Annotated in this window: 22 protein-coding genes and 1 pseudogene; 12 read left to right on the top strand and 11 right to left on the bottom strand. The window is 70.3% G+C overall.

All coding sequences use genetic code 11. The features are described from left to right. Positions 1 to 756, top strand: a pseudogene (locus AB0O34_RS11515) (hypothetical protein); the annotation flags it as partial. Positions 757 to 1,245: 489 nt separating this feature from the next. Here AB0O34_RS11515 and AB0O34_RS11510 read toward each other — a convergent pair. The 3 genes from AB0O34_RS11510 to AB0O34_RS11500 form a co-directional block, all read right to left on the bottom strand. After that, positions 1,246 to 1,515, bottom strand: coding sequence for a GlsB/YeaQ/YmgE family stress response membrane protein (locus tag AB0O34_RS11510; protein ID WP_363915226.1), 270 nt, complete (start codon positions 1,513 to 1,515; stop codon positions 1,246 to 1,248). A gap of 197 nt (positions 1,516 to 1,712) precedes the next feature. Continuing rightward, entirely contained in the window at positions 1,713 to 2,222 is a 510-nt protein-coding gene (gene ispF / locus AB0O34_RS11505; protein ID WP_363915224.1) for a 2-C-methyl-D-erythritol 2,4-cyclodiphosphate synthase, read from the bottom strand. A 17-nt stretch (positions 2,223 to 2,239) separates the two neighbouring features. Beyond that, the gene (locus tag AB0O34_RS11500; protein ID WP_114028347.1) at positions 2,240 to 2,722 is read right to left on the bottom strand and encodes a CarD family transcriptional regulator; all 483 of its coding nucleotides are present in this window, start codon (positions 2,720 to 2,722) and stop codon (positions 2,240 to 2,242) included. Between the two features lie 263 nt (positions 2,723 to 2,985). Here AB0O34_RS11500 and AB0O34_RS11495 point away from each other — a divergent pair, with 263 nt between their 5' ends. Further along, positions 2,986 to 3,609 carry a copper chaperone PCu(A)C gene (locus tag AB0O34_RS11495; RefSeq protein WP_363915222.1) on the top strand — a complete coding sequence of 208 codons (624 nt, stop codon included), beginning with the start codon at positions 2,986 to 2,988 and terminating at the stop codon, positions 3,607 to 3,609. A 154-nt stretch (positions 3,610 to 3,763) separates the two neighbouring features. On the opposite strand, the gene AB0O34_RS11490 is transcribed toward AB0O34_RS11495, so the two are convergent. Both AB0O34_RS11490 and AB0O34_RS11485 read right to left on the bottom strand, forming a co-directional pair. Next, positions 3,764 to 4,453, bottom strand: coding sequence for a response regulator transcription factor (locus AB0O34_RS11490; RefSeq protein WP_358545837.1), 690 nt, complete (start codon positions 4,451 to 4,453; stop codon positions 3,764 to 3,766). Beyond that, entirely contained in the window at positions 4,450 to 5,631 is a 1,182-nt protein-coding gene (locus AB0O34_RS11485; RefSeq protein WP_363915276.1) for an ATP-binding protein, read from the bottom strand. Before AB0O34_RS11485 ends, AB0O34_RS11490 begins: the two co-directional genes overlap by 4 nt. 106 nt (positions 5,632 to 5,737) lie before the next feature. Between AB0O34_RS11485 and phoU the strand changes: the two genes are divergently transcribed. Beyond that, a complete protein-coding gene (gene phoU / locus AB0O34_RS11480) occupies positions 5,738 to 6,397 on the top strand; it encodes a phosphate signaling complex protein PhoU (RefSeq protein ID WP_363915274.1) in 660 nt (219 codons plus the stop codon). Positions 6,398 to 6,557: 160 nt separating this feature from the next. On the opposite strand, the gene AB0O34_RS11475 is transcribed toward phoU, so the two are convergent. From AB0O34_RS11475 to mshA, 3 genes are read right to left on the bottom strand one after another with little or no spacing between them, the layout of a single operon-like run. Beyond that, on the bottom strand, positions 6,558 to 7,301 hold the full coding sequence (locus AB0O34_RS11475; RefSeq protein ID WP_363915219.1) for a phosphoglyceromutase: 744 nt from the start codon (positions 7,299 to 7,301) through the stop codon (positions 6,558 to 6,560). 31 nt (positions 7,302 to 7,332) lie between these two features. Beyond that, positions 7,333 to 7,830 carry a YbjN domain-containing protein gene (locus AB0O34_RS11470; RefSeq protein WP_363915217.1) on the bottom strand — a complete coding sequence of 166 codons (498 nt, stop codon included), beginning with the start codon at positions 7,828 to 7,830 and terminating at the stop codon, positions 7,333 to 7,335. A 59-nt stretch (positions 7,831 to 7,889) separates the two neighbouring features. Next, complete coding sequence (gene mshA, locus AB0O34_RS11465; protein WP_363915215.1) at positions 7,890 to 9,170, bottom strand: D-inositol-3-phosphate glycosyltransferase; 1,281 nt, start codon at positions 9,168 to 9,170, stop codon at positions 7,890 to 7,892. 168 nt (positions 9,171 to 9,338) lie between these two features. Here mshA and AB0O34_RS11460 point away from each other — a divergent pair, with 168 nt between their 5' ends. Further along, positions 9,339 to 10,079 (top strand): SDR family NAD(P)-dependent oxidoreductase, encoded by a 741-nt coding sequence (locus tag AB0O34_RS11460; RefSeq protein WP_363915213.1) that lies wholly within the window; start codon positions 9,339 to 9,341, stop codon positions 10,077 to 10,079. A 36-nt stretch (positions 10,080 to 10,115) separates the two neighbouring features. Next, entirely contained in the window at positions 10,116 to 10,952 is an 837-nt protein-coding gene (locus AB0O34_RS11455; RefSeq protein WP_363915211.1) for a class I SAM-dependent methyltransferase, read from the top strand. Positions 10,953 to 10,962: 10 nt separating this feature from the next. Here the strand turns inward: AB0O34_RS11455 and AB0O34_RS11450 are convergent, their stop codons facing one another. After that, positions 10,963 to 11,481: an O-acetyl-ADP-ribose deacetylase gene (locus AB0O34_RS11450; RefSeq protein WP_363915209.1), complete on the bottom strand. Its 519-nt coding sequence runs from the start codon at positions 11,479 to 11,481 to the stop codon at positions 10,963 to 10,965. Positions 11,482 to 11,599: 118 nt separating this feature from the next. Between AB0O34_RS11450 and AB0O34_RS11445 the strand changes: the two genes are divergently transcribed. The 6 genes from AB0O34_RS11445 (at position 11,600) to AB0O34_RS11420 (ending at position 16,144) form a co-directional block, all read left to right on the top strand. Beyond that, positions 11,600 to 11,956: a BlaI/MecI/CopY family transcriptional regulator gene (locus tag AB0O34_RS11445; protein ID WP_363915207.1), complete on the top strand. Its 357-nt coding sequence runs from the start codon at positions 11,600 to 11,602 to the stop codon at positions 11,954 to 11,956. A gap of 2 nt (positions 11,957 to 11,958) precedes the next feature. Continuing rightward, on the top strand, positions 11,959 to 12,879 hold the full coding sequence (locus AB0O34_RS11440; RefSeq protein ID WP_363915205.1) for a M56 family metallopeptidase: 921 nt from the start codon (positions 11,959 to 11,961) through the stop codon (positions 12,877 to 12,879). A gap of 69 nt (positions 12,880 to 12,948) precedes the next feature. Continuing rightward, positions 12,949 to 13,431 (top strand): helix-turn-helix transcriptional regulator, encoded by a 483-nt coding sequence (locus AB0O34_RS11435; protein ID WP_363915203.1) that lies wholly within the window; start codon positions 12,949 to 12,951, stop codon positions 13,429 to 13,431. 3 nt (positions 13,432 to 13,434) lie between these two features. After that, complete coding sequence (locus AB0O34_RS11430) at positions 13,435 to 13,875, top strand: hypothetical protein (protein WP_363915201.1); 441 nt, start codon at positions 13,435 to 13,437, stop codon at positions 13,873 to 13,875. A gap of 203 nt (positions 13,876 to 14,078) precedes the next feature. Beyond that, the gene (locus AB0O34_RS11425) at positions 14,079 to 14,408 is read left to right on the top strand and encodes a DUF2516 family protein (protein ID WP_363915199.1); all 330 of its coding nucleotides are present in this window, start codon (positions 14,079 to 14,081) and stop codon (positions 14,406 to 14,408) included. Positions 14,409 to 14,521: 113 nt separating this feature from the next. Continuing rightward, a complete protein-coding gene (locus AB0O34_RS11420; RefSeq protein ID WP_363915197.1) occupies positions 14,522 to 16,144 on the top strand; it encodes a DUF2207 domain-containing protein in 1,623 nt (540 codons plus the stop codon). Positions 16,145 to 16,192: 48 nt separating this feature from the next. On the opposite strand, the gene AB0O34_RS11415 is transcribed toward AB0O34_RS11420, so the two are convergent. Further along, on the bottom strand, positions 16,193 to 17,149 hold the full coding sequence (locus AB0O34_RS11415; protein ID WP_363915195.1) for an asparaginase: 957 nt from the start codon (positions 17,147 to 17,149) through the stop codon (positions 16,193 to 16,195). An 83-nt stretch (positions 17,150 to 17,232) separates the two neighbouring features. On the opposite strand from AB0O34_RS11415, the gene dtd reads away from it, so the two are divergent. Continuing rightward, positions 17,233 to 17,658 (top strand): D-aminoacyl-tRNA deacylase, encoded by a 426-nt coding sequence (dtd, locus tag AB0O34_RS11410; protein ID WP_363915193.1) that lies wholly within the window; start codon positions 17,233 to 17,235, stop codon positions 17,656 to 17,658. A gap of 19 nt (positions 17,659 to 17,677) precedes the next feature. Here the strand turns inward: dtd and AB0O34_RS11405 are convergent, their stop codons facing one another. Further along, positions 17,678 to 18,739 carry a folate-binding protein gene (locus AB0O34_RS11405; protein ID WP_363915191.1) on the bottom strand — a complete coding sequence of 354 codons (1,062 nt, stop codon included), beginning with the start codon at positions 18,737 to 18,739 and terminating at the stop codon, positions 17,678 to 17,680. Positions 18,740 to 18,743 lie beyond the last annotated feature (4 nt).

Genomic DNA, 18,743 nt, shown 5'->3' with positions numbered 1-18,743 from the left:
GTCTCGGACCAGGGGCCCGCTGTCTCGGACCAGGGGCCCGCTGTCTCGGACCAGGGGCCCGCTGTCTCGGACCAGGAGCACGCTGTCTCGGACCAGGAGCACGCGGTTCCGGACGAGGGGCACGCCATCCCGGAGCGGGAGCACGCCGTTTCCGATCAAGGGCACGCCGTCTCAGAGCGGGAGCACGCCGTTTCCGATCCGGGACACGCCATGCCGGAGCAGTTGAATGCGGATCCCGATCAGGGACACGCTGTCTCGGAGCAGGAGCACGCGGTTCCTGAGCCGGAGGCTGAGCAGCGGCTGGTGCCGAAGCCGCGAGCGCGGAACACTCCGTCGCCGCGACCGGAGCGGGACCCCGACATGCCGCTCCGCTGGGGAGACCTCGTACGGCCCTCCACCGGTGACGTGCTGGTCCACCCGCTCCCCAAGCCGGCGCGCGATCGCGAGCCCGGCGACACGCAGCCGTACCCGCAGGTCACCGACGAGCCGGCCGAGCGGCCGGCCACGGAGGTCTCGGACGGCGCTGACGAGTCGCCTGCGGCCAACACCCAGCCCTACCCCCATCTGCGGGAGGACGCCTCTCCGCTGCCGTCTGGGGCGCAGGAGGAGGCCGACGCCGGTCCCGACCCGGCCCACGGCGCCGGCAGCGCCGACGAGGAGGAGGCCCCGCGGGCCAGGCGGCAGCCGTACGCCGGGGAGACCGTGGCACCACCGTCCGGACGGATGCGCAGCACCCCACTGCCCCCCGAGGAGTAGCCAGCGAGTCGGGGCACCGGGGACGGCGACGTTCGCTGCTCTGCCTGCGCCAGACGGAACCTTCAGCCGGCCAAGCCCATTCCGCGAGTGCGCTGTCCACGAAGGTTCGTACGTACGACGGCGTCCGCATCTTCGCCCACCCGTCAAGAAGTCGACGGGTGGGCCGTGTGTTGCCCACCCAACCCTTGACCTCACCGGACGGCGGGCCAGCCACCTCCACGAGGCGGGGAGGAACGGGCAGGTCTCAGCCTTGGAAACGGGCGCAGCCTGGGCCAAGAGACGGGCGCAGCGAAGAGACGGGCGCATTCGGGGCCAGGAGAACGCCAGAAGATCCGCCCGCTCGGGGGGAGCGGGCGGATCTTTGAAGGTGCCGGCGGAGTCGGGCACCGTGCGGGTGACCGCCGTGTTTCAGGGCCTGACGGCCAAGAGATCACACTTGGCGGCTCGAACGTCGGCGAAGGTCACCGTGCGGGTGCACTCCGCCTTGGGTCAGACCCTTGTGCGGCCGCGGAGACCGGCCACCAGACCGACACCGACGACAGCCAGAACCACCTGCATGACGAGTTCGATCCAGTCGATGCCGTCGGTGGTGGCGACACCCAGCACCTGGGCGATCGCGGTACCGATCAGAGCAGCGACGATGCCGACGACGATGGTGAGGATCCACCCGATGGGCTGCCGGCCCGGAAGAATGAGCCGTCCCAGAGCACCGATGATGGCACCGATGACGATCGCGCCGAGGATGGTTTGAATGGACATATTGAGCCTCCCCTTGAGGGTCGCACCTTCACGCTGAAAAGGTGGCTACCCGGATTTGGGGCTCTAATCCTAGAAAGTAAAAAGTCCCTGCTCAGCAGGGTAAAAAAAGAGGACGGTGTCCCGCACCGCGCCGGTTGACGGGGCACCGCCCTCTGATTCGCGAGTAGATCGACCCACCCGCCGTTGGGATCCCGCTCTTATGACGTGCCGGACGACCCGACGGTTGGCGATGATCCGGGGCTTGTTGGTGAACTTTCGAAGACGATCGCCGTGGCGATCGCCGCGACGCCCTCTCCGCGGCCGGTGAGCCCGAGCCCGTCGGTCGTGGTGGCGCTGACGCTGACCGGCGCGCCGACGACCGCGCCCAGCGCCTTCTCGGCCTCTGCGCGGCGCGGCGACAGCTTGGGACGGTTGCCGATGACCTGCACGGCGATGTTGCCGATCTCGAAGCCGGCCGCGCGCACGTGGCGAGCGGCCTCCTCAAGCAGGGTCACGCCGGACGCGCCCGCCCAGCGCGGGTCGGAGGTGCCGAAGAGCCCTCCGAGGTCGCCGAGCCCCGCGGCCGAGAGCAGGGCGTCACAGCACGCGTGGGCGGCGGCGTCGCCGTCGGAATGGCCCGCGAGCCCCGTCTCGCCCGGCCAGTGCAGGCCGGCGAGGTGGAGGTCACGGCCGGATGCGAAAGGGTGGACGTCGACTCCGACGCCCACCCTTGGATGTTTCGTGTTCAGGAGTTGAGAACTTCGTCGAGAAGAGCCTCGGCCTTGTCCTCGTTGGTCTTCTCCGCAAGCGCGAGCTCACTGACCAGTATCTGCCTGGCCTTCGCGAGCATGCGCTTCTCGCCCGCGGACAAGCCCCGCTCCTTGTCGCGCCGCCAAAGGTCACGCACCACTTCGGCCACCTTGTTGACGTCGCCGGACGCCAGCTTCTCGAGGTTGGCCTTGTAGCGGCGGGACCAGTTAGTGGGCTCTTCGGTGTGTGGCATGCGCAAGACATCGAAGACACGCTCTAGGCCTTCCTGGCCTACAACGTCACGCACACCGACGAGCTCGGCGTTCTCCGCCGGCACCTGAACGGTAAGGTCGCCCTTGTCGACCTTCAGCACCAGATAGGTTCTGTCCTCGCCCTTTATCGTGCGGGTCGTGATGGCTTCGATCCGAGCAGCCCCGTGGTGGGGGTAGACGACAGTGTCGCCGACCTGGAAAGTCATGTGACAAGTACCCCTTCCGCTGTACTCCAGGATACCACGCGCCAGTCCCCTCCCGGAACAGTGAAATCAACATAACTGCAGGTCAAAGCCTCGATTTGGGACTTGACAACCGCTCGACCGTATGAAACTCAAGTCATGACATGCCCGGTGACCTGCGATGCTGGCCGCGTCCGCGCTCGTGCCCGCCCGCCTCGGAGGGGGGTCCAGAGCACGGATAAGGTTGCTTCTGGCCATGCCCATGTGTATCAAGGAGACCTCGAACTGTGACCAGCACCAGCCGCCGCAGGGTGATCGCCGTCACCGCGCTGCTCGCAGCCGCCCCGGCGCTGGCCGCGTGTGGCGCGGGCGCCGATGCGAACACCAGCAATGCGTACGCCCCGACTGAGGCCCACGTGCTGATTGACAGCAACGGCACCGCCAAGACCTACGGCAGGAACGGCATCAAGATCCCTCAGGCGTTCCTTCTCGGCCCCGATTCGGGCGCCAAGATCGCGGCCGGAGGTTCCATCCCGCTCTACCTGTCCATGGTGAACTACGGCACCACGGCCGACTCCCTTGAGGGGGTGGCGGTGGCCGACCAGAGCGCCGCCTCGGTCAAGACAGGGGGCGCCATCGCGCTGCCCCCCGGCAAGCTGGTCAACACCGGCAGGCCCACCTCCACGGTGATCCTGGAGGGCACGCAGAAGCCGCTGCTGGGCGGTGAGAGCATCGCCGTGACCCTGAAGTTCGCCAACGCCGGCGACATCAACATGACGATCCCCGTGATCACGCGCAGCCGCGAGTTCAGCAGCCTGTCGCCCGCCCCCAGCGCGGTCCCGTCCGCCACCCCGTCGGCGACGACCTCCCCGAGCACCTCCCCGAGCGCGACCCCCTCGGCGAGCGGCTGAGCCCCCAAAGGCGCCACAGAAGGGCTGAAAGCCCTCGAAAGACGCCTCAAAGGGACGGAAAGCCCTTCAAAGCCAGAAAGGCCCGGTTCGCGCGAACCGGGCCTTCTCGCTGCGGCTCAGCCCCTGTAAGAGCCGCTCGCAGGCAGGACCGAGGTCACCCCTCGGCGGGGTCGAACTTGTAGCCCAGGCCGCGCACGGTGAGGATGCAGCGCGGGTTGGACGGATCGGCCTCGACCTTGGCCCTCAGGCGCTTGACGTGCACGTCCAGGGTCTTGGTGTCGCCGACGTAGTCGGCACCCCACACCCGGTCGATCAGCTGGCCGCGCGTGAGCACCCTGCCCGCGTTGCGGAGCAGCACTTCGAGCAGCTCGAACTCCTTGAGCGGGAGCTGCACCTGACGCCCCCGTACGGCCACGATGTGACGGTCGACGTCCATGCGGACGGGGCCCGCGGCGAGGACGGCCTGCTCGATCTCCTCCGCGTCGCCGTGCCTGCGCAGAACGGCGCGGATGCGCGCGACCAGCTCGCGCGAGGAGAACGGCTTGGTGACGTAGTCGTCGGCGCCGAGCTCCAGGCCGACCACCTTGTCGATCTCGCTGTCCTTGGCGGTCAGCATGATCACGGGAACCTTGGAACGCTGCCGCAGCGAGCGGCAGACCTCCGTACCCGGGAGGCCGGGAAGCATCAGGTCGAGAAGCACCAGGTCGGCGCCGCTTCGGTCGAAGGTGTCGAGGGCCTCGGGGCCGGTGGCCGCGACCGCGACCTCGAACCCCTCTTTGCGAAGCATGTAGGACAGGGCGTCGGAGAACGACTCCTCGTCCTCGACGACGAGCACGCGGGTCACTTCGCGGCCTCCAGAGAGTTCGATGTGCTTGGTACGGCTATCGCCGTGCCGCCGAAGGCCGGCAGACGAAGGGTGAAGGTGGAGCCCGAGCCTTCCTTGCTCCAGACCGTCACCTCTCCGCCGTGCGCCACGGCGACGTGCTTGACGATGGCGAGGCCGAGACCCGTGCCGCCGGTGGCCCGCGACCGGGCGGCGTCGACGCGGAAGAACCGTTCGAAGATGCGCTCCTGGGAGCTCTCGGGGATGCCGATGCCCTGATCGCTGACGCTCACCTCGACGACCTCGCCGGCCGGCCTCGCGCTCACCACGACGCGCGTGCTCTCGGGGCTGTAGGCGACGGCGTTGTCGATCAGATTGCGCAGCGCGGTGACGAGGAGCTCGTCGTCTCCCCACACGCGCAGGCCCTCGGTGCCCCCCGCGACCAGGGCGATGTCCTTGGCCACGGCCTTGGTGTTGCACCGGTCGATGGCCTCGTGGAGAACCTCGTCGACCGGCACGCAGCCGGGCGTGGGGATGGGCTCGCCGCCCTGGATGCGGGACAGCGTGATCAGATCTTGGACGAGGTAGGTCAGGCGGGCGGCCTCGTGCTGCATGCGCCCGGCGAAGCGGGTGACGGCCACGGGGTCCTCCGCGGCGTCCTGGATCGTCTCGGCCAGCAGGCTCAGCGCCCCGACGGGGGTCTTCAGCTCATGGCTCACGTTGGCCACGAAGTCGCGGCGCACGGCCTCCACGCGCCGGCGCTCGGTCTGGTCCTCGGCGAGGACGAGCACCTGACCGTGGGTGCCGAGAGGCGCGACCCGCACGGCGAACGTGGTGGTCTCAAGGCCGAACTTGTGGCCCGCCACCTCGAACTCGCTCTCACGGATCTCACCGTTCCTGCGGACCTGACGGGCGAGGGCGAGGAGCTCGGCGGCCATCAGATGATCGCCCTTGACCAGGCCGAAGGCGCGGGCGGCCGAGCTGGCCCGCAGCACCTTGTCGTCGCGGCCGAGGACGACGGCGGAGGAAGGCAGCACGGCCAGCACCGACGCCACCCCCTGAGGCAGGACGGTGTCGGAGTTCTCCACGATTTCGGTGCGGCGTTTGTCCCTCGGGCGCACCGCCACCGTCGCGATCGCCCCGACGACAAACCCCGCCAGAGCGGCCAGGCTCGTCAGGATCTCACTCACGCCTTCGATGGTAGGCGGCCTTCTTCGCTGGCCAGGACCTCAATGAGGCCCCTTTCCTGGAGAGTTCATCTACTGGACGAAGTTCGTTCACGAACGCGCGCGTAGCGTGAGCCGCATGCGCGACGCCTTCCACGAAGAACTCAACGCTCTCACCGATCGGCTGGTGGAGATGACCAGCCTGGTCCGCTCGGCCATATCGAGGGCCACCACCGCACTGCTGGACGCCGACCTCCAGCTCGCCGAGAGTGTGATCTCCCAGGACGAGGAGGTCAACCGGCTCTACGCGGACATCGAGGCCTCCATTTTCGAGCTGCTGGCCACGCAGCAGCCCGTCGCCGTGGACCTGCGCATCGCCATCACCGCCCTGAGGATGGGCGGCGACCTGGAGCGCATGGGCGACCTTGCCGAGCACGTGGCGAAGATCGCGCGGATGCGCCACCCCGAGTCGGCGATCCCGGCGGAGGTGCGCGACACGATCCTGGAGATGGGCCAGATCGCCGAGCGGCTGATCACCAAGACCGGCAGCTGCATCGCCACGCACGACGTCGAGCTGGCCAAGGAGCTGGACGACGACGACGACGCGATGGACAGGCTCCACCGCAGGCTCTTCCGCGTGCTGCTGTCGAAGGACTGGGCGTACGGCATCGAGCCGGCGATCGACATCACCCTCACCGGCCGCTACTACGAGCGGTACGCCGACCACGCCGTACGCGTCGCCCGTGACGTCGTCTACCTCGTCACCGGCAGCCGCGACAACGCCGACTCCTCCTCCTGACGGAGCACGAAGCCTCCCTACGGAGCACGAAGCCTCTCGACGGGAAGACGACGCCTCCCGACGGGGACACGACGTCCTGACCACCACGGCGCCCAGGCGCAGAGAGAGCCCCGGACCGCCGCGGTCCGGGGCTTCTTCCGGTATATGGGTGGGGGTGTGGCTACTTGCCCTGGTTCGCCACGGCTTCGATGGCGGCCTTGGCGGCCTCGGGGTCGAGGTACTCGCCGCCGGCCTTGAGAGGCTTGAAGTCGGCGTCCAGCTCGTACCGGAGAGGGATGCCGGTCGGGATGTTCAGCTTGGCGATCTCCTCGTCGCCGATGCCGTCCAGGTGCTTGACGAGCGCCCGCAGGGAGTTGCCGTGGGCCACGACCAACGTGGTGCGCCCGGCCGCGAGGTCGGGGACGATGCTGTCGTACCAGTAGGGCAGCATGCGGTGGACGACGTCCTTGAGGCACTCGGTGCGGGGCATCAGCTCGGGCGGCAGCGTGGCATACCGCGCGTCTCCCACCTGCGAGAACTCATCGTCGTCGGCGAGGGGCGGCGGCGGGGTGTCGTACGAGCGCCGCCACAGGGCGAACTGCTCGTCGCCGAACTCCTCGCGGGTCTGCGCCTTGTTCTTGCCCTGCAGGGCGCCGTAGTGGCGCTCGTTGAGCCTCCAGGACCTCGTGACCGGCAGCCACAGCAGGTCGGCCGCGCCGAGCGCGAGGTTCGCGGTCTGGATCGCCCGGCTCAGGACCGAGGTGTGCACCACATCGGGCCGCACCCCCGCGTCGAGCAGCAGGCTGCCACCGCGCCGCGCCTCATTCTCACCCGCGGACGAGAGCGTGACGTCGACCCATCCGGTGAACAGGCCCTTCGCGTTCCACTCACTCTCGCCATGCCGCAATAGCACCAAAGTAGCCATGCGCCCAAGCTTAAGGGTGCGCCCGGCGCGGTCACTCAGCCTTGTGCCTGCTGCGTTCGACGATGCCTTCGAACGCGCGGAGGTTGGCGAGCGACTCCCCTCGCTTGACCCGCCAGTCCCACTCGCGGCGGATGGACGAGGAGAATCCCAGCTCCAGCGCCCGGTCGAACCATTCGTCGGCGTAGGTGAGCACGCAGCCGAGCAGCCGGTCGATCTCCTCCTCCGAGACCGCGTCCAGCGGCAGGTGCCCGACGAGATGGACGTCGCCCACGGAGTCGAGGGCGAAGTGGACCCCGTACATGGAGCCGTTCTTGGACAGCAGCCAGCGGTAGAACGCCACGTGGTTCTCGTCCGGCTGGCGGCAGAAGAACGCCTCGACGTGCAGCGCCTGGTCGGAGAGGGTCAGCCAGGTCATGGTGGCGAGCTTGTGCCCGCCCGGCAGCTTCACCAGGAAGGAACCCGGACGCGGTCGCTCGTAGGTGATCTCCGCCGCCTTGAGCGCGGACTCGACAACTGCCTCGTGATCCATACCAGTGCACACTCCCGCATTCCTGTCCGGCTAAACCCTGTGTATCAGGACCCGCGGCGCTACAGGTTGGCGGCCAGAGGTACGCGGTGGAGGCGGGTCATGGCCCCGGCGTAGACGTCCATGAGGCGCGCGGCCGTGGCCGACCAGCCGAAGGCCGCGGCGTGGTCCCGCGCCGCGGTCGGCATCGAGTCCCGCCAGACCGGGCGGTCGACGGACTCCCGCAGCGCCTTCGCCCACACGTGCGGCTCGTGCCCGTCGACGAGCAGGCCAGAGACGCCGTCCTTCACGGCCGTGCGGAGCCCGCCCACCGAGGCCGCCACGACGGGGGTGCCGCAGGCCTGTGACTCCAGCGCCACAAGGCCGAAGGACTCGTTGTGGGACGGGACGACCGTGACGTCCGCGGCGCGGTACCAGTCGGCCAGCTCGTTCTGGGGGGCCGGTGGCGCGAGCCGCAGGATCTCGGGGATGCCGAGGGCGGCCGCCAGGTCGGTGAGGTGGGAGGGGCGGGCGAGCCCGTTGCCGCTCGGGCCTCCCACGCACGCGACGACCAGCCTGGACCGCAGCGACGGATCGTCGGCGACCATGCGCGCCGCCGCTTTGAGCAGGACGTCCGGGGCCTTGAGCGGTTGGATGCGGCCGACGAAGAGCATGATGTGGGCGTCCTGCGGCAGGTCGAGCCTGTGCCGCGCCGCGCCCTTGGACCCCGGCTGGAACACCTGGAGGTTGACCCCGGGGTTCACCACCGCCACACGGTCGGAGGGGGCGCGGTAGAGGTCGATCAGCTCCCGCGCCTCGGCGGCGGTGTTGGCCACGAGACGGTCGGCGATCTCGACGACCTGCTCCTCGCCCAGCACGCGCGCCACCGGCTCCGGCTTGTCGCCGTGGGCGAGCAGGAGGTTCTTGACCTTGGCCATGGTGTGCATGGTGTGCACCAGCGGCACGCCCCAGCGCTCCTTGGCCAGCCAGCCGACCTGGCCGGACAGCCAGTAGTGCGAGTGGATCACGTCGTAGTGCCCGGGCTCGTACATCGCCTCGGTGCGCAGCACGCCCGACAGGAACGCGCAGAGCTGGCCGGGGAGGTCGCCCTTGTCGAGTTCCTCGTACGGGCCGGCGGTGACGTGCCGTACGGTCACGCCGGGCTCGATCTCGACGGTGGGAGGGAGGTCGCGGACGGTACGCCTGGTGAAGATCTCCACCTCCACGCCGAGCCCGGCGAGGCGCTTGGCGACCTCGACGATGTAGACGTTCATGCCGCCCGCGTCGCCGGTACCCGGCTGGTCCAGCGGGGATGTGTGCATGCTGATAGTCGCCACCCGGTTGATCCGGGGTGCGACAGGCACTCGCGGCACCCGACACCACCTCCAGACGGGTTATAACTGTCGGATACTTCCTGAGATTCCCGATAGGGGTTGCACAGCCCGGCGCACCCCCTAGCCGGCCGCACTGGCAGGATGACCACCGGGCGTGAGCAGGGCGGCTGCGCACCAGAGGCGACCGAGGGACGAGACATGACCAAGACAGCGGTGGTGACCGGCGCGAGCAGCGGCATCGGCGAGGCCACGGCGCGCCGGCTCGCCGCGGAGGGCTTCGACGTCGTGGCGGCGGCCAGGCGTCGCGACCGGCTCGACAAGCTGGCGGCCGAGGTCCCCGCGATCCGGCCCGCCACGCTCGACGTGACCTCCGAGGAGTCGGTGGCCGAGCTTGCCGCCTCGCTCGACCGGTGTGACGTGCTGATCAACAACGCGGGTGGGGCCGTGGGCCTGGAATCGGTCGCCGAGGGCCTGGTGGACGACTGGCAGCGCATGTACGAGGTCAACGTGCTCGGCTCGCTGCGGATGACGCGGGCGCTGATGCCCAAGCTGATCGAGTCGGGGGACGGCGTCCTGCTCATGCTGACGTCGGTGGCCGGGCTGGTCTCGTACGAGGGCGGCGGGGGCTACTGCGCCGCCAAGCACGCCCAGACCTCCATGACCGAGACGCTCCGCCTGGAGCTGTGCGGGGAGCCGGTGCGGATCATCGAGGTGGCTCCCGGCATGGTCTACACCGAGGAGTTCTCGCTCACCCGCTTCCGCGGCGACGCCGAGCGCGCCGAGAAGGTGTACGAGGGCGTCCCGAACCCGTTGACGGCCGACGACGTCGCCGACGCGATCGCCTGGTGCGTCACCCGGCCCGCGCACGTGAACGTCGACCGGCTCGTCATCCGCCCGCGCGCCCAGGCCGCGCAGCACAAGGTCCACCGGATCTCCTGACCATGAGCGCGTCACGATGAGCACGGGCCTTTCCCGGTGACCGCCGGGCGCAGAACAGGGGCGGGTGGGGGCAGGCCGGTCGGCGAGATCACCCGGGGGACGACGGGGCACAACCGCCTGCGCCGCTCCGACCGGTGGACCGCCGCGGTGTACGGCCCGCTGCTGGTCTCCGCCGACCGGCCCCTGGTGGCCGATCTCGGGTACGGGGCCTCACATGTCACTACATCCGAGCTTTTCGTACGGCTGCGCCGCGTCCGCCCCGACGTCGAGGTGGTCGGCGTCGAGATCGATCCGATCCGCGTCGCCGCGGCGAAGCCGTACGAGAGGCCGGGGCTGTCGTTCGTGCGCGGCGGCTTCGAGCTGCCGGTGGGCGGGCGCCCGCTGATCATCCGCGCGTTCAACGTGCTCAGGCAGTACGGCGAGGCCCAGGCGTGGGAGGCGTGGGACCTGCTGCGATCCCGCGTGGCGGTGAACGGGGTGATCGTCGAGGGCACCTGCTCGGAGATCGGCCACCGGGCGGCATGGGTGACCCTGGACGCGCGCGGGCCGCGCACCCTCACCCTCTCCGCCCGGCTGGCCGGATTCGAGCGCCCGTCGGACCTCGCCGAGCGGTTGCCCAAGACCCTCATCCACCGCAACGTGCCGGGTGAGCGCGTGCACGACTTCCTCCGGGACTTCGACCACGCCTGGGCGCTGTCCGCGCCGTACGGCGCCTACGGCGTCCGGCCGCGCTGGATGGCCGCGGTGGAACGGCTGGCCGGCACCTGGCCGGTCGCCACCGCTCCTCCGCTCGGCGGCAGGCGCCGCTGGCGTCTCGGCGAGGTCACCCTCCCGTGGTCCTCCCTGGCCCCGGACGAGCGCCCGTCCACCTGAGGCCTCCGGCTCACCGGTTCAGCCGGTTGAGCACTTCCTCGAACGCCGCGTACGCGTCCGCGCCGAACAGCACGAAACGGGCCTCCGTCACCTTGGTGGACGCCTGGCTCACCGTCTCCAGGGCGATGCGGGCGGCGTCGTCCATCGGCCAGCCGTAGATCCCCGCCGACACCGCAGGAAAGGCGACGACCTCGGCCCCCAGCGTGTCGGCCACCTTCAGGGACTCGGCGTAACACGAGGCGAGCAGGTGGGAGCGGTCCTCGGACCTGGCGTACACGGGACCGACCGTGTGGATGACCCACCGCGCCGGCAGCCGTCCCGCCGTGGTGGCGACGGCCTGCCCGGTGGGAAGCCCCTTCCCGTACTGAGACGCCCGCAGGGCGCGGCACTCCGCGAGGATCTCGGGACCCCCGCGCCGGTGGATCGCGCCGTCCACCCCTCCGCCTCCCAGCAGGGAGGAGTTCGCCGCGTTCACCACGGCGTCCACCCGCTGCTCGGTGATGTCCCCCTGCACCAGCGTTATGTCCATAGAAGCTGCGCCCCTTCATGACAGCCGACCCTTTCCACCCAGTCTGTCCAGACCGGCGCGAGGTAGGCCACCACATCCCTCTACACGACGTAGTACTACCCAAGGTAGGCTTACTTGTGTGAAGGGTCTCGGCGAGCTTGAACGCAGCATCATGGACATCCTGTGGGCCCACGGGGCCCCCTTGACCGCCAGGGAGGTCGGCCGACTGATCGCCGATCGCGACCTCGCCCCCACCACGGTCATGACCGTTCTCGACCGGCTGACCCGTAAAGGTTTCCTCAACCGCACCCGTGACGGGCGCGCGTGGCGTTACGAGCCCGGCGCGAGCCGCGACGCATACGTCGCTGAGCTTATGCTGGAAGCGCTCGACATGACCGGTGACCGTTCGGCGGCGCTCACGCGCTTCGCCCAGACGGTCTCGGGCTCCGAGGCCGAAATCCTGCGCCAAGCACTCACGGAGCTGGAAGAGGAGTGACCATGGCCGCTGTCCTTGCCGCGCTCGCCACGGCGTGCGCGGTGGGTGCGTGGCGGCTGGCGTTCGCCCGCTGGCCGTGGCGCGCGCCCCGGGCGGCCATCCTGCTCTGGCAGTCCCTCGGCGTGACCTGGGGCCTCGCCACCGTCGGCGCGATGCTCGCGTACGCGCTGGAGCCCTACGGCGGGGGCGTGCTGTACGGGCTGCGCTCGTTCATCGAGTCGGCCATCTCCTTCGGCATGGGGTACGGCCTGTTGAAGCCGTACGACCTGCCCCGCGTCCTGGCCCTCGTCGCGGGCCTGGCGCTTCTCGCCGTGCTGGTCGTGGTGCTGCTCGCCGCGGGGGCGCAGACCCTGCGCGCCCGGCGCAGGCACCGCGTGCTGCTCTCCCTCATCGCCCGCGACGACCCGGGCGTGCCCGGCGTGCGGGTTGTCGACCATCCGGGCGCGGCGGCGTACTGCCTGCCCGGCCTCAGGTCGGAGGTGGTGGTCAGCGCCGGCACGCTGTCGCTTCTCGACGCCGACGAGCTCGCCGCCGTGCTCGCCCACGAGGCCGCGCACGTCCGCGAGCGTCACGATCTGGTCCTGCTGCCGTTCACCGCGCTCAACTGGGTGCTGCCCTGGCTGAGTGTGGTGCGCAACGCCTATTCCTCGGTCGCGCTGCTGGTCGAGATGGCCGCCGACGACCATGCCCGCCGCTACTGCTCGCCGCGCCGCCTGGCGACCGCGCTGCTCCGGTTCGGCACGGCCGGGGCGGTGCCCGCTCCGAACGGAGCGCTGGGCGCGGCCGGTGAGCAGGTCATGGCCCGGGTGAACCGCCTGATCAAGCCCGGCGTCGCGCTGCCGAGGCGGTTCCGGTACAGCCTCGTCACGTTCTCTGTGCTTCTGTCGGCTTCCGCCCCGCTTCTGTGGATCTATCCCGGCTGACATCCCTAGTGCTTGCTGGAGTTTGCCAGCCTGTTTGCATTTGCAAGCACCGTGATGCAGACTTAAGGCATGGAACTACCGAAGGTCGGCTCAATCGGCGAGTACATCCGCGATCAGCGGAAGCAGGCGAAGATCTCCCTGCGCCAGCTCGCCACTCAGGCCGGGGTGTCGAACCCCTACCTGAGCCAGATTGAGCGCGGGCTGCGCAAGCCGAGCGCGGAGATCCTGAACCAGATCGCCAAAGGTCTGCGGATCTCGTCGCAGGCGCTCTACGTGCAGGCGGGCCTCATCGAGGACCGCGAGCCGGACAGCGACGTGCTGGCCGCAGTGCGGGCCGACGGCACTCTCACCGAACGGCAACGTCAGGTGCTCATCGATATCTACGAGTCGTTTCGCAAGGAGAACCGAGCCGAGGCGCAGGCCGAGGCCGGGCGGACCTCCCAGAACGCCCGGCCCGAGTCGGAGACCTCAGAGGTCGACGCGGTTCTCGCGGAGGAGGGTGTGACCTCCTCGTCGAACGGCCGCATCAAAACCGAACCCAAGGAAGGTTAACCCATGCCTCTCAACGCCGAGGTCAAGAAGCTCGCCGAGTCCAAGCCGTTCTACGCCGTCGCCGGCGCGGGCGACTTCGCGGTCGAGAAGCTGCGCGAGCTGCCCGAGCAGATCCAGCGCCTGCAGTCCCGCCGGGTGGAGTCGGGCGCCACGGCCCGTGACCTGCCGACCATCGCGAGGAAGTACGCCAGCACCGTGCAGGTCAAGGCCGAGGCCGTCGCCAAGGACCTGCCCGAGAAGGCCAAGGAGTACGCCGACACCATCACCTCCAGGGCCGCGATGCTGTACGACGAGTTCGCGAACCGTGGCCGCAAGGTCGTCAGCAAGGTGACGGGCGAGGCCGCGCTGGAGCTCGAAGAGGTCTCCAGCAGCGCCGAACCGGCGACGGCCACCCGCCCCGCGCAGACGGGCAGGAGCACCCGCGGCACCGGCCCCAAGGCCTGAACGCGACAACACCGCATGAGCACGGCCCGTCCCGGAACCCGGGGCGGGCCGCGTCCGTTGTCGGTGTACGGCCCGTGTGCGTTGTGCGGGCACGGGCCGTCCAGCACGTTCAGGCCAGGCCGTGACGACCGTCGCGGACCCCCGGGAGGTCTCCGTCCGGGCTAGGCTGAACCCGGCCAATCACATGACCCCTTGGAGAGGCGATGTTGGAGATTCACGGCTTCCTGGATCTCATTTTCTGGGTGCTCGCCGTCGGCGCCTTTCTCCTGTGTGTCTGGGCTCTGGTCCACGCGGTGAGAACCCCTGCACGGGCCTTCGCCATGGCGGGCAAGCTCAACAAGCGTCTCTGGCTGCTGATCCTCGGCCTCGCGACCCTGTTCTCGTTCGCCGCCGCCGTGCAGTACCTCTCGGTGCTCAGCATCTTCACCATCGCGTCGGTGATCGGGTCGGGCATCTACCTCGCCGATGTGAAGCCCGCCGTGGGCGAGATCGGCAGGGGCGGAGGGAACAGCGGCCCGTACGGGCCCTGGTAGAGCTGCCCGGGGACGGCGCGATCCCGTCGCGTGCCCGTCCCCTTTTGTCGGTAGATGATCAGTTATGAGGGTCTCGTACCGCTGTCCCGCGCCGACCACTAGGCTGACGGCTCATGGTCAATCTCGCCCGGCGGCTCACGCTCGCGCTCGCGCTGACCGTCCTCCTCGCGCCCCCGGCCCACGCGGCGGCCGACGGTGTGAACAAGACGGACGTCACCGTGGAGCTGCGCCCCGGCGGCGTGCTCCACGTCAAGGAGCAGATCTCCTACACCGGACAGGTCCGGCGCACGCTGCTCACGAGGACCCGGTACGACGACGCCAGCGACCGCGTCTACCGCGTCACGGGCTTCAAGGGTGACGGCACCCTCGCCGGCGACACCGTCACGCTGAGCGGCAAGGGCGCCGCGACGATCGAGTACGACGTGGCGGGCGCCGTCACACCGGTCGGCGGCGGCGAGGAGCTGCGCTGGTACGCCGTCAACGGCTGGTCGGCCCCCGTCAAGGACGCCGTCGTCAGGCTGAGCGGCCCGGCCCCCATCCAGAACCTGTCGTGCTTCGCCGGAGACCTGACCTCCGCCACCGGCTGCACCGCGGCCTCCATGGACGAGAGCGGCACGCGGGCGGAGTTCGAGCAGCAGGGACTCGGCCCCGCCCAGGCGCTGACCGTCGTCGCCGGCTTCCCCACGGGCGCCAGCGGCGGCAGGCCGATCCTCGAGCGGCGGTTCGAGCTGGCCAACGCCTTCACGCTCAGCCCGCTCACCGGGGGCGCGCTCGTCGCCCTGCTGGTACTGATGCTCGGCGGCATCGCCCTGCTCTACTGGACCCGGGGCAGGGACGCCCGGATCCTCGACAGCGAAGCGGGCGGCACGGTCACCACGGTGCGCGACGGCCGGTTCTCGCCGCCCGACGGCGTGCGCCCGGGGCAGATCGGCACACTGATCGACGAGCAGGCCGACGTGATCGACGTCACGGCGACCATCGTCGACCTCGCGGTCCGCGGCTTCATCCACATCGAGGAGCAGCCCCGCGGCACCTACGACGCCCCCGACTGGCTGCTGGTGAAGGTGGCCAAGGCGCCCGTGGAGAGCCTGCTCGACTACGAGCGCGCGCTGCATCTGGCGATCTTCGACGGGCGCGACTCGGTGCTGCTGTCCCAGCTCCACGGCTCGTTCGCGGCCGGGCTCGGCAAGGTGCGCGACGCGCTCTACCGTGACGTCGTCGCCCAGGGCTGGTTCGCCCGGCGCCCCGACTCGGTGCGCACCCGCTGGACCACGATCGGGGTGATCCTCACCGGCCTCGGCGTGCTCGCCACCGTGCTGCTCGCCTGGTTCACGACGTACGGCCTGATCGGCCTGGCGCTGATCATCGCGGGGGCCGCCCTGGCCGTGGGCGGGCAGTACATGCCGGCCAAGACCTCAAGGGGCGCCTCGGCCCTCGCCCACACGCTCGGATTCCGCGACTACCTCGCCTCGGGCGAGATCGGCGAGGCGCCGCAGGCCCAGCGGATCGAGCTGTTCTCCCGCTACCTGCCGTACGCCGTGGTGTTCGACAACGTGGACCGCTGGGCGCGCGTGGTGGCCTCGCTGAACGGCAACGGCGGGCAGACCGATCACCTTTACTGGTACAACGGGCCCGCCGAGTGGGACCTGTCGAAGTTCGCCGACTCCATGCGCACCTTCACCCTGACCACCTCGGGCGCGATCTCCGCGTCCCGCCAGTTCCGCCGCTCACTCTGAGCCGTACGAAGCCGCCCGAACGCCCGGCTCCGTACGGCGGCGGCGAGGTCACACCTGGCCGCGTACCCGGACCTCGCCCACGGGCCTGCCTCCGCCGAACTGCGGCGGGTTGGCGAGCGCGTCCAGCTCAGGGGCGTCCAGCCCGAGCCCGAGCGCGCGCAGGACGGCCACCGTCACCGGCACCCTCGCTCGCTGGCCGCCATCCTCGATCTTGACCGTGGCGGCGCGGCCGTCCTCGTAGGCGAACGCGTCGAACGCCTCGGCCCCCGCCTTGAGCATGAGCCCCGGCACCGCGCGCATCAGCGCGGCCTCGGGGCGGGACGTGCCCGACGTCCACTCAGGGTGCGCGCGCATCGCGTCGGCGATCCGCCGCTCGTACGTGCCGGGCCCGGCCAGCATGATCGCCTGGAATGCCCTCGCGACCCCGGCCATGGAGGCGAAGAACAGCGGCGCGCCGCAGCCGTCGACGCCGGTGGCCGCGACCCGCTCGCCGGTCAGATCCTCGGCGGTGGCGCGGATCGCCCTCTGCAGAGGATGGCCAGGATGCAGGTAGTCGGCGGTCGGCCAGCCGTTGACCACGCAGGTCGCGAGCATCGCCGAGTGTTTGCCCGAGCAGTTCATGGTGATGCGGGCCGGTCCACCCCCGCCACGCAGCACGCGGTGCGCCGTCGCGGTGTCCCCGGGAAGGTCCTCGGGACAAAGGAGGGCGGTCGCGTCGAGCCCCGCGCTCGCGAGGATCTTGGAGGCGCCCTCGACGTGGAAGTCCTCACCGGAGTGGCTCGCGCAGGCGAGCGCGAGAAGCTCACCGTCGAGATCGAGCCCCGCGCGGAGCATGCCGAGCGCCTGTAACGGCTTCATCGACGAGCGCGGCGAGGCCGCCGCGGCGACGTCGCCGTGCACGGCCACCGGCACCCCCTCGGCATCCATGGCGAAGACCCGGGCACGGTGGACGGACTCCACGAACCCGGAACGGACGACTTCCACAATCAATGGCGCAGCGGACACTTAATCTCCTTTCGCACCAGAGTTTACGGACGGCCCGCGGGTGCCGTTCAGAGCGGTGGCCGGCGGTGGAAGAATCGGGGACCATGCGTGCCGTTGTTCAGCGGGTGACCTCCGCCTCCGTGGTCGTCGACGGGCAGACCGTGGGGGCGATCGACGAACCGGGCCTGCTCGTGCTGGTCGGCGTGACCCACACCGACGGCCCGGCGGAGGCCGCGAAGCTCGCCGCCAAGCTCTGGGGCCTGCGCATCCTGTCGGGAGAGAAGTCGTGCTCCGACATCGGCGCGCCCCTGCTGGTGGTCAGCCAGTTCACGCTCTACGGCGACGCCAGGAAGGGCCGCCGCCCCACCTGGCAGGCGGCGGCGCCCGGCCCGGTGGCCGAGCCCCTGGTCGACGCCGTGGTGGCCGAGCTGCGCTCCGCGGGCGCCCGCGTCGAGACCGGCGTGTTCGGGGCCGACATGAAGGTCGAGCTCGTCAACGACGGCCCGATCACGCTGATCATCGAGATCTGAGGCCCCCAGGCCGCCCGGGTCAGCGGATGCGGCGGCGCAGGCTCGGGTCGATGGTGACGTTGCGCCCGGCGTCCGGCGGCACGATGACCTCCTGGCCGGCGGCGACGCCCCCGGCCAGCAGCGAGATGTCCACGGGCACCGTGCGCTTCACCACGGCGAGGGCGATGGGCCCGAGCTCGTGGTGGCGGGCCGACGAGCCGACGAAGCCCACCTGGCCCGGCTCGGCGCTGCCCTCGACCGCGGCCTCGGGGTCGCCCTCCCTGGGCGATCCGACACCGAGGGTCACCGGCGCGCCGTGGTGCGGAAGGGTGTCGACGCTGCCGTCCAGGTGCAGGAACACCAGGCGGCGCGGCGGGTGGCCGAGGTTGTGCACCCGGGCGACGGTCTCCTGGCCTCGGTAGCACCCCTTGGCGAGGTGGACGGCGGAGCCGATCCAGCCCACCTCGTGGGGGATCGTCTTGTGGTCGGTCTCGAACCCGGCCCGGGGCATGTGAGCCTCGATGCGCAGGGCCTCGTACGCCCACAGGCCCGCGAGGCTCAGGCCCAGCTCCTCGGCGAACCCGCCCAGCCGCTCGCGCGGGACGAGGAGGTCGCCGCCGATCGCGATGACCCCCTCGGGCGCGGGCCGTGCGGCTCCGTCGCCGGCGCCGGGGGCGAGGACGGTCACCACGGCGTAGGCGGCGGTCACGTCGGCGACCTCGACGCGGAGCATGAACCGCATCTTCTCCAGGAAGGCGACCAGCGCGGCGGAGGTGCCGGGCTCGACGTGCGCCCAGACGGACTGGCCGTCGTCGACGAGCGTCAGGTGGTGCTCCAGCCTGCCCTGCGCGTCGAGGAGCAGCGTCTGCGTGGGCGTGCCGGGGGCCAGCGTGTCGAGCTTCTGCGAGCTGAGGTCGTTGAGCCAGCTGAGCCGGTCGGGGCCGGAGATCTGGACGACCTCGCGGTTGCTCCGGTCGACCAGGGCCTCTCCTGCCGCGAGCGCGTGTTGCTCGGCGTACAGCCGGCCGTAGTGCGCGGCGACGGTGTCATCGGGGGTCTCGGCGGCTACGGCTCCTGGCGTGTCGAGCAGAGGGCTTCGCATGTCT

Origin of the sequence: Sphaerisporangium sp. NPDC088356 (assembly GCF_040685555.1) — a bacterium.
Lineage (GTDB): Bacteria > Actinomycetota > Actinomycetes > Streptosporangiales > Streptosporangiaceae > Sphaerisporangium.
The sequence above is the reverse complement of the archived record's forward strand: the minus strand, read 5'-3'. Positions and strand labels throughout refer to the sequence as shown.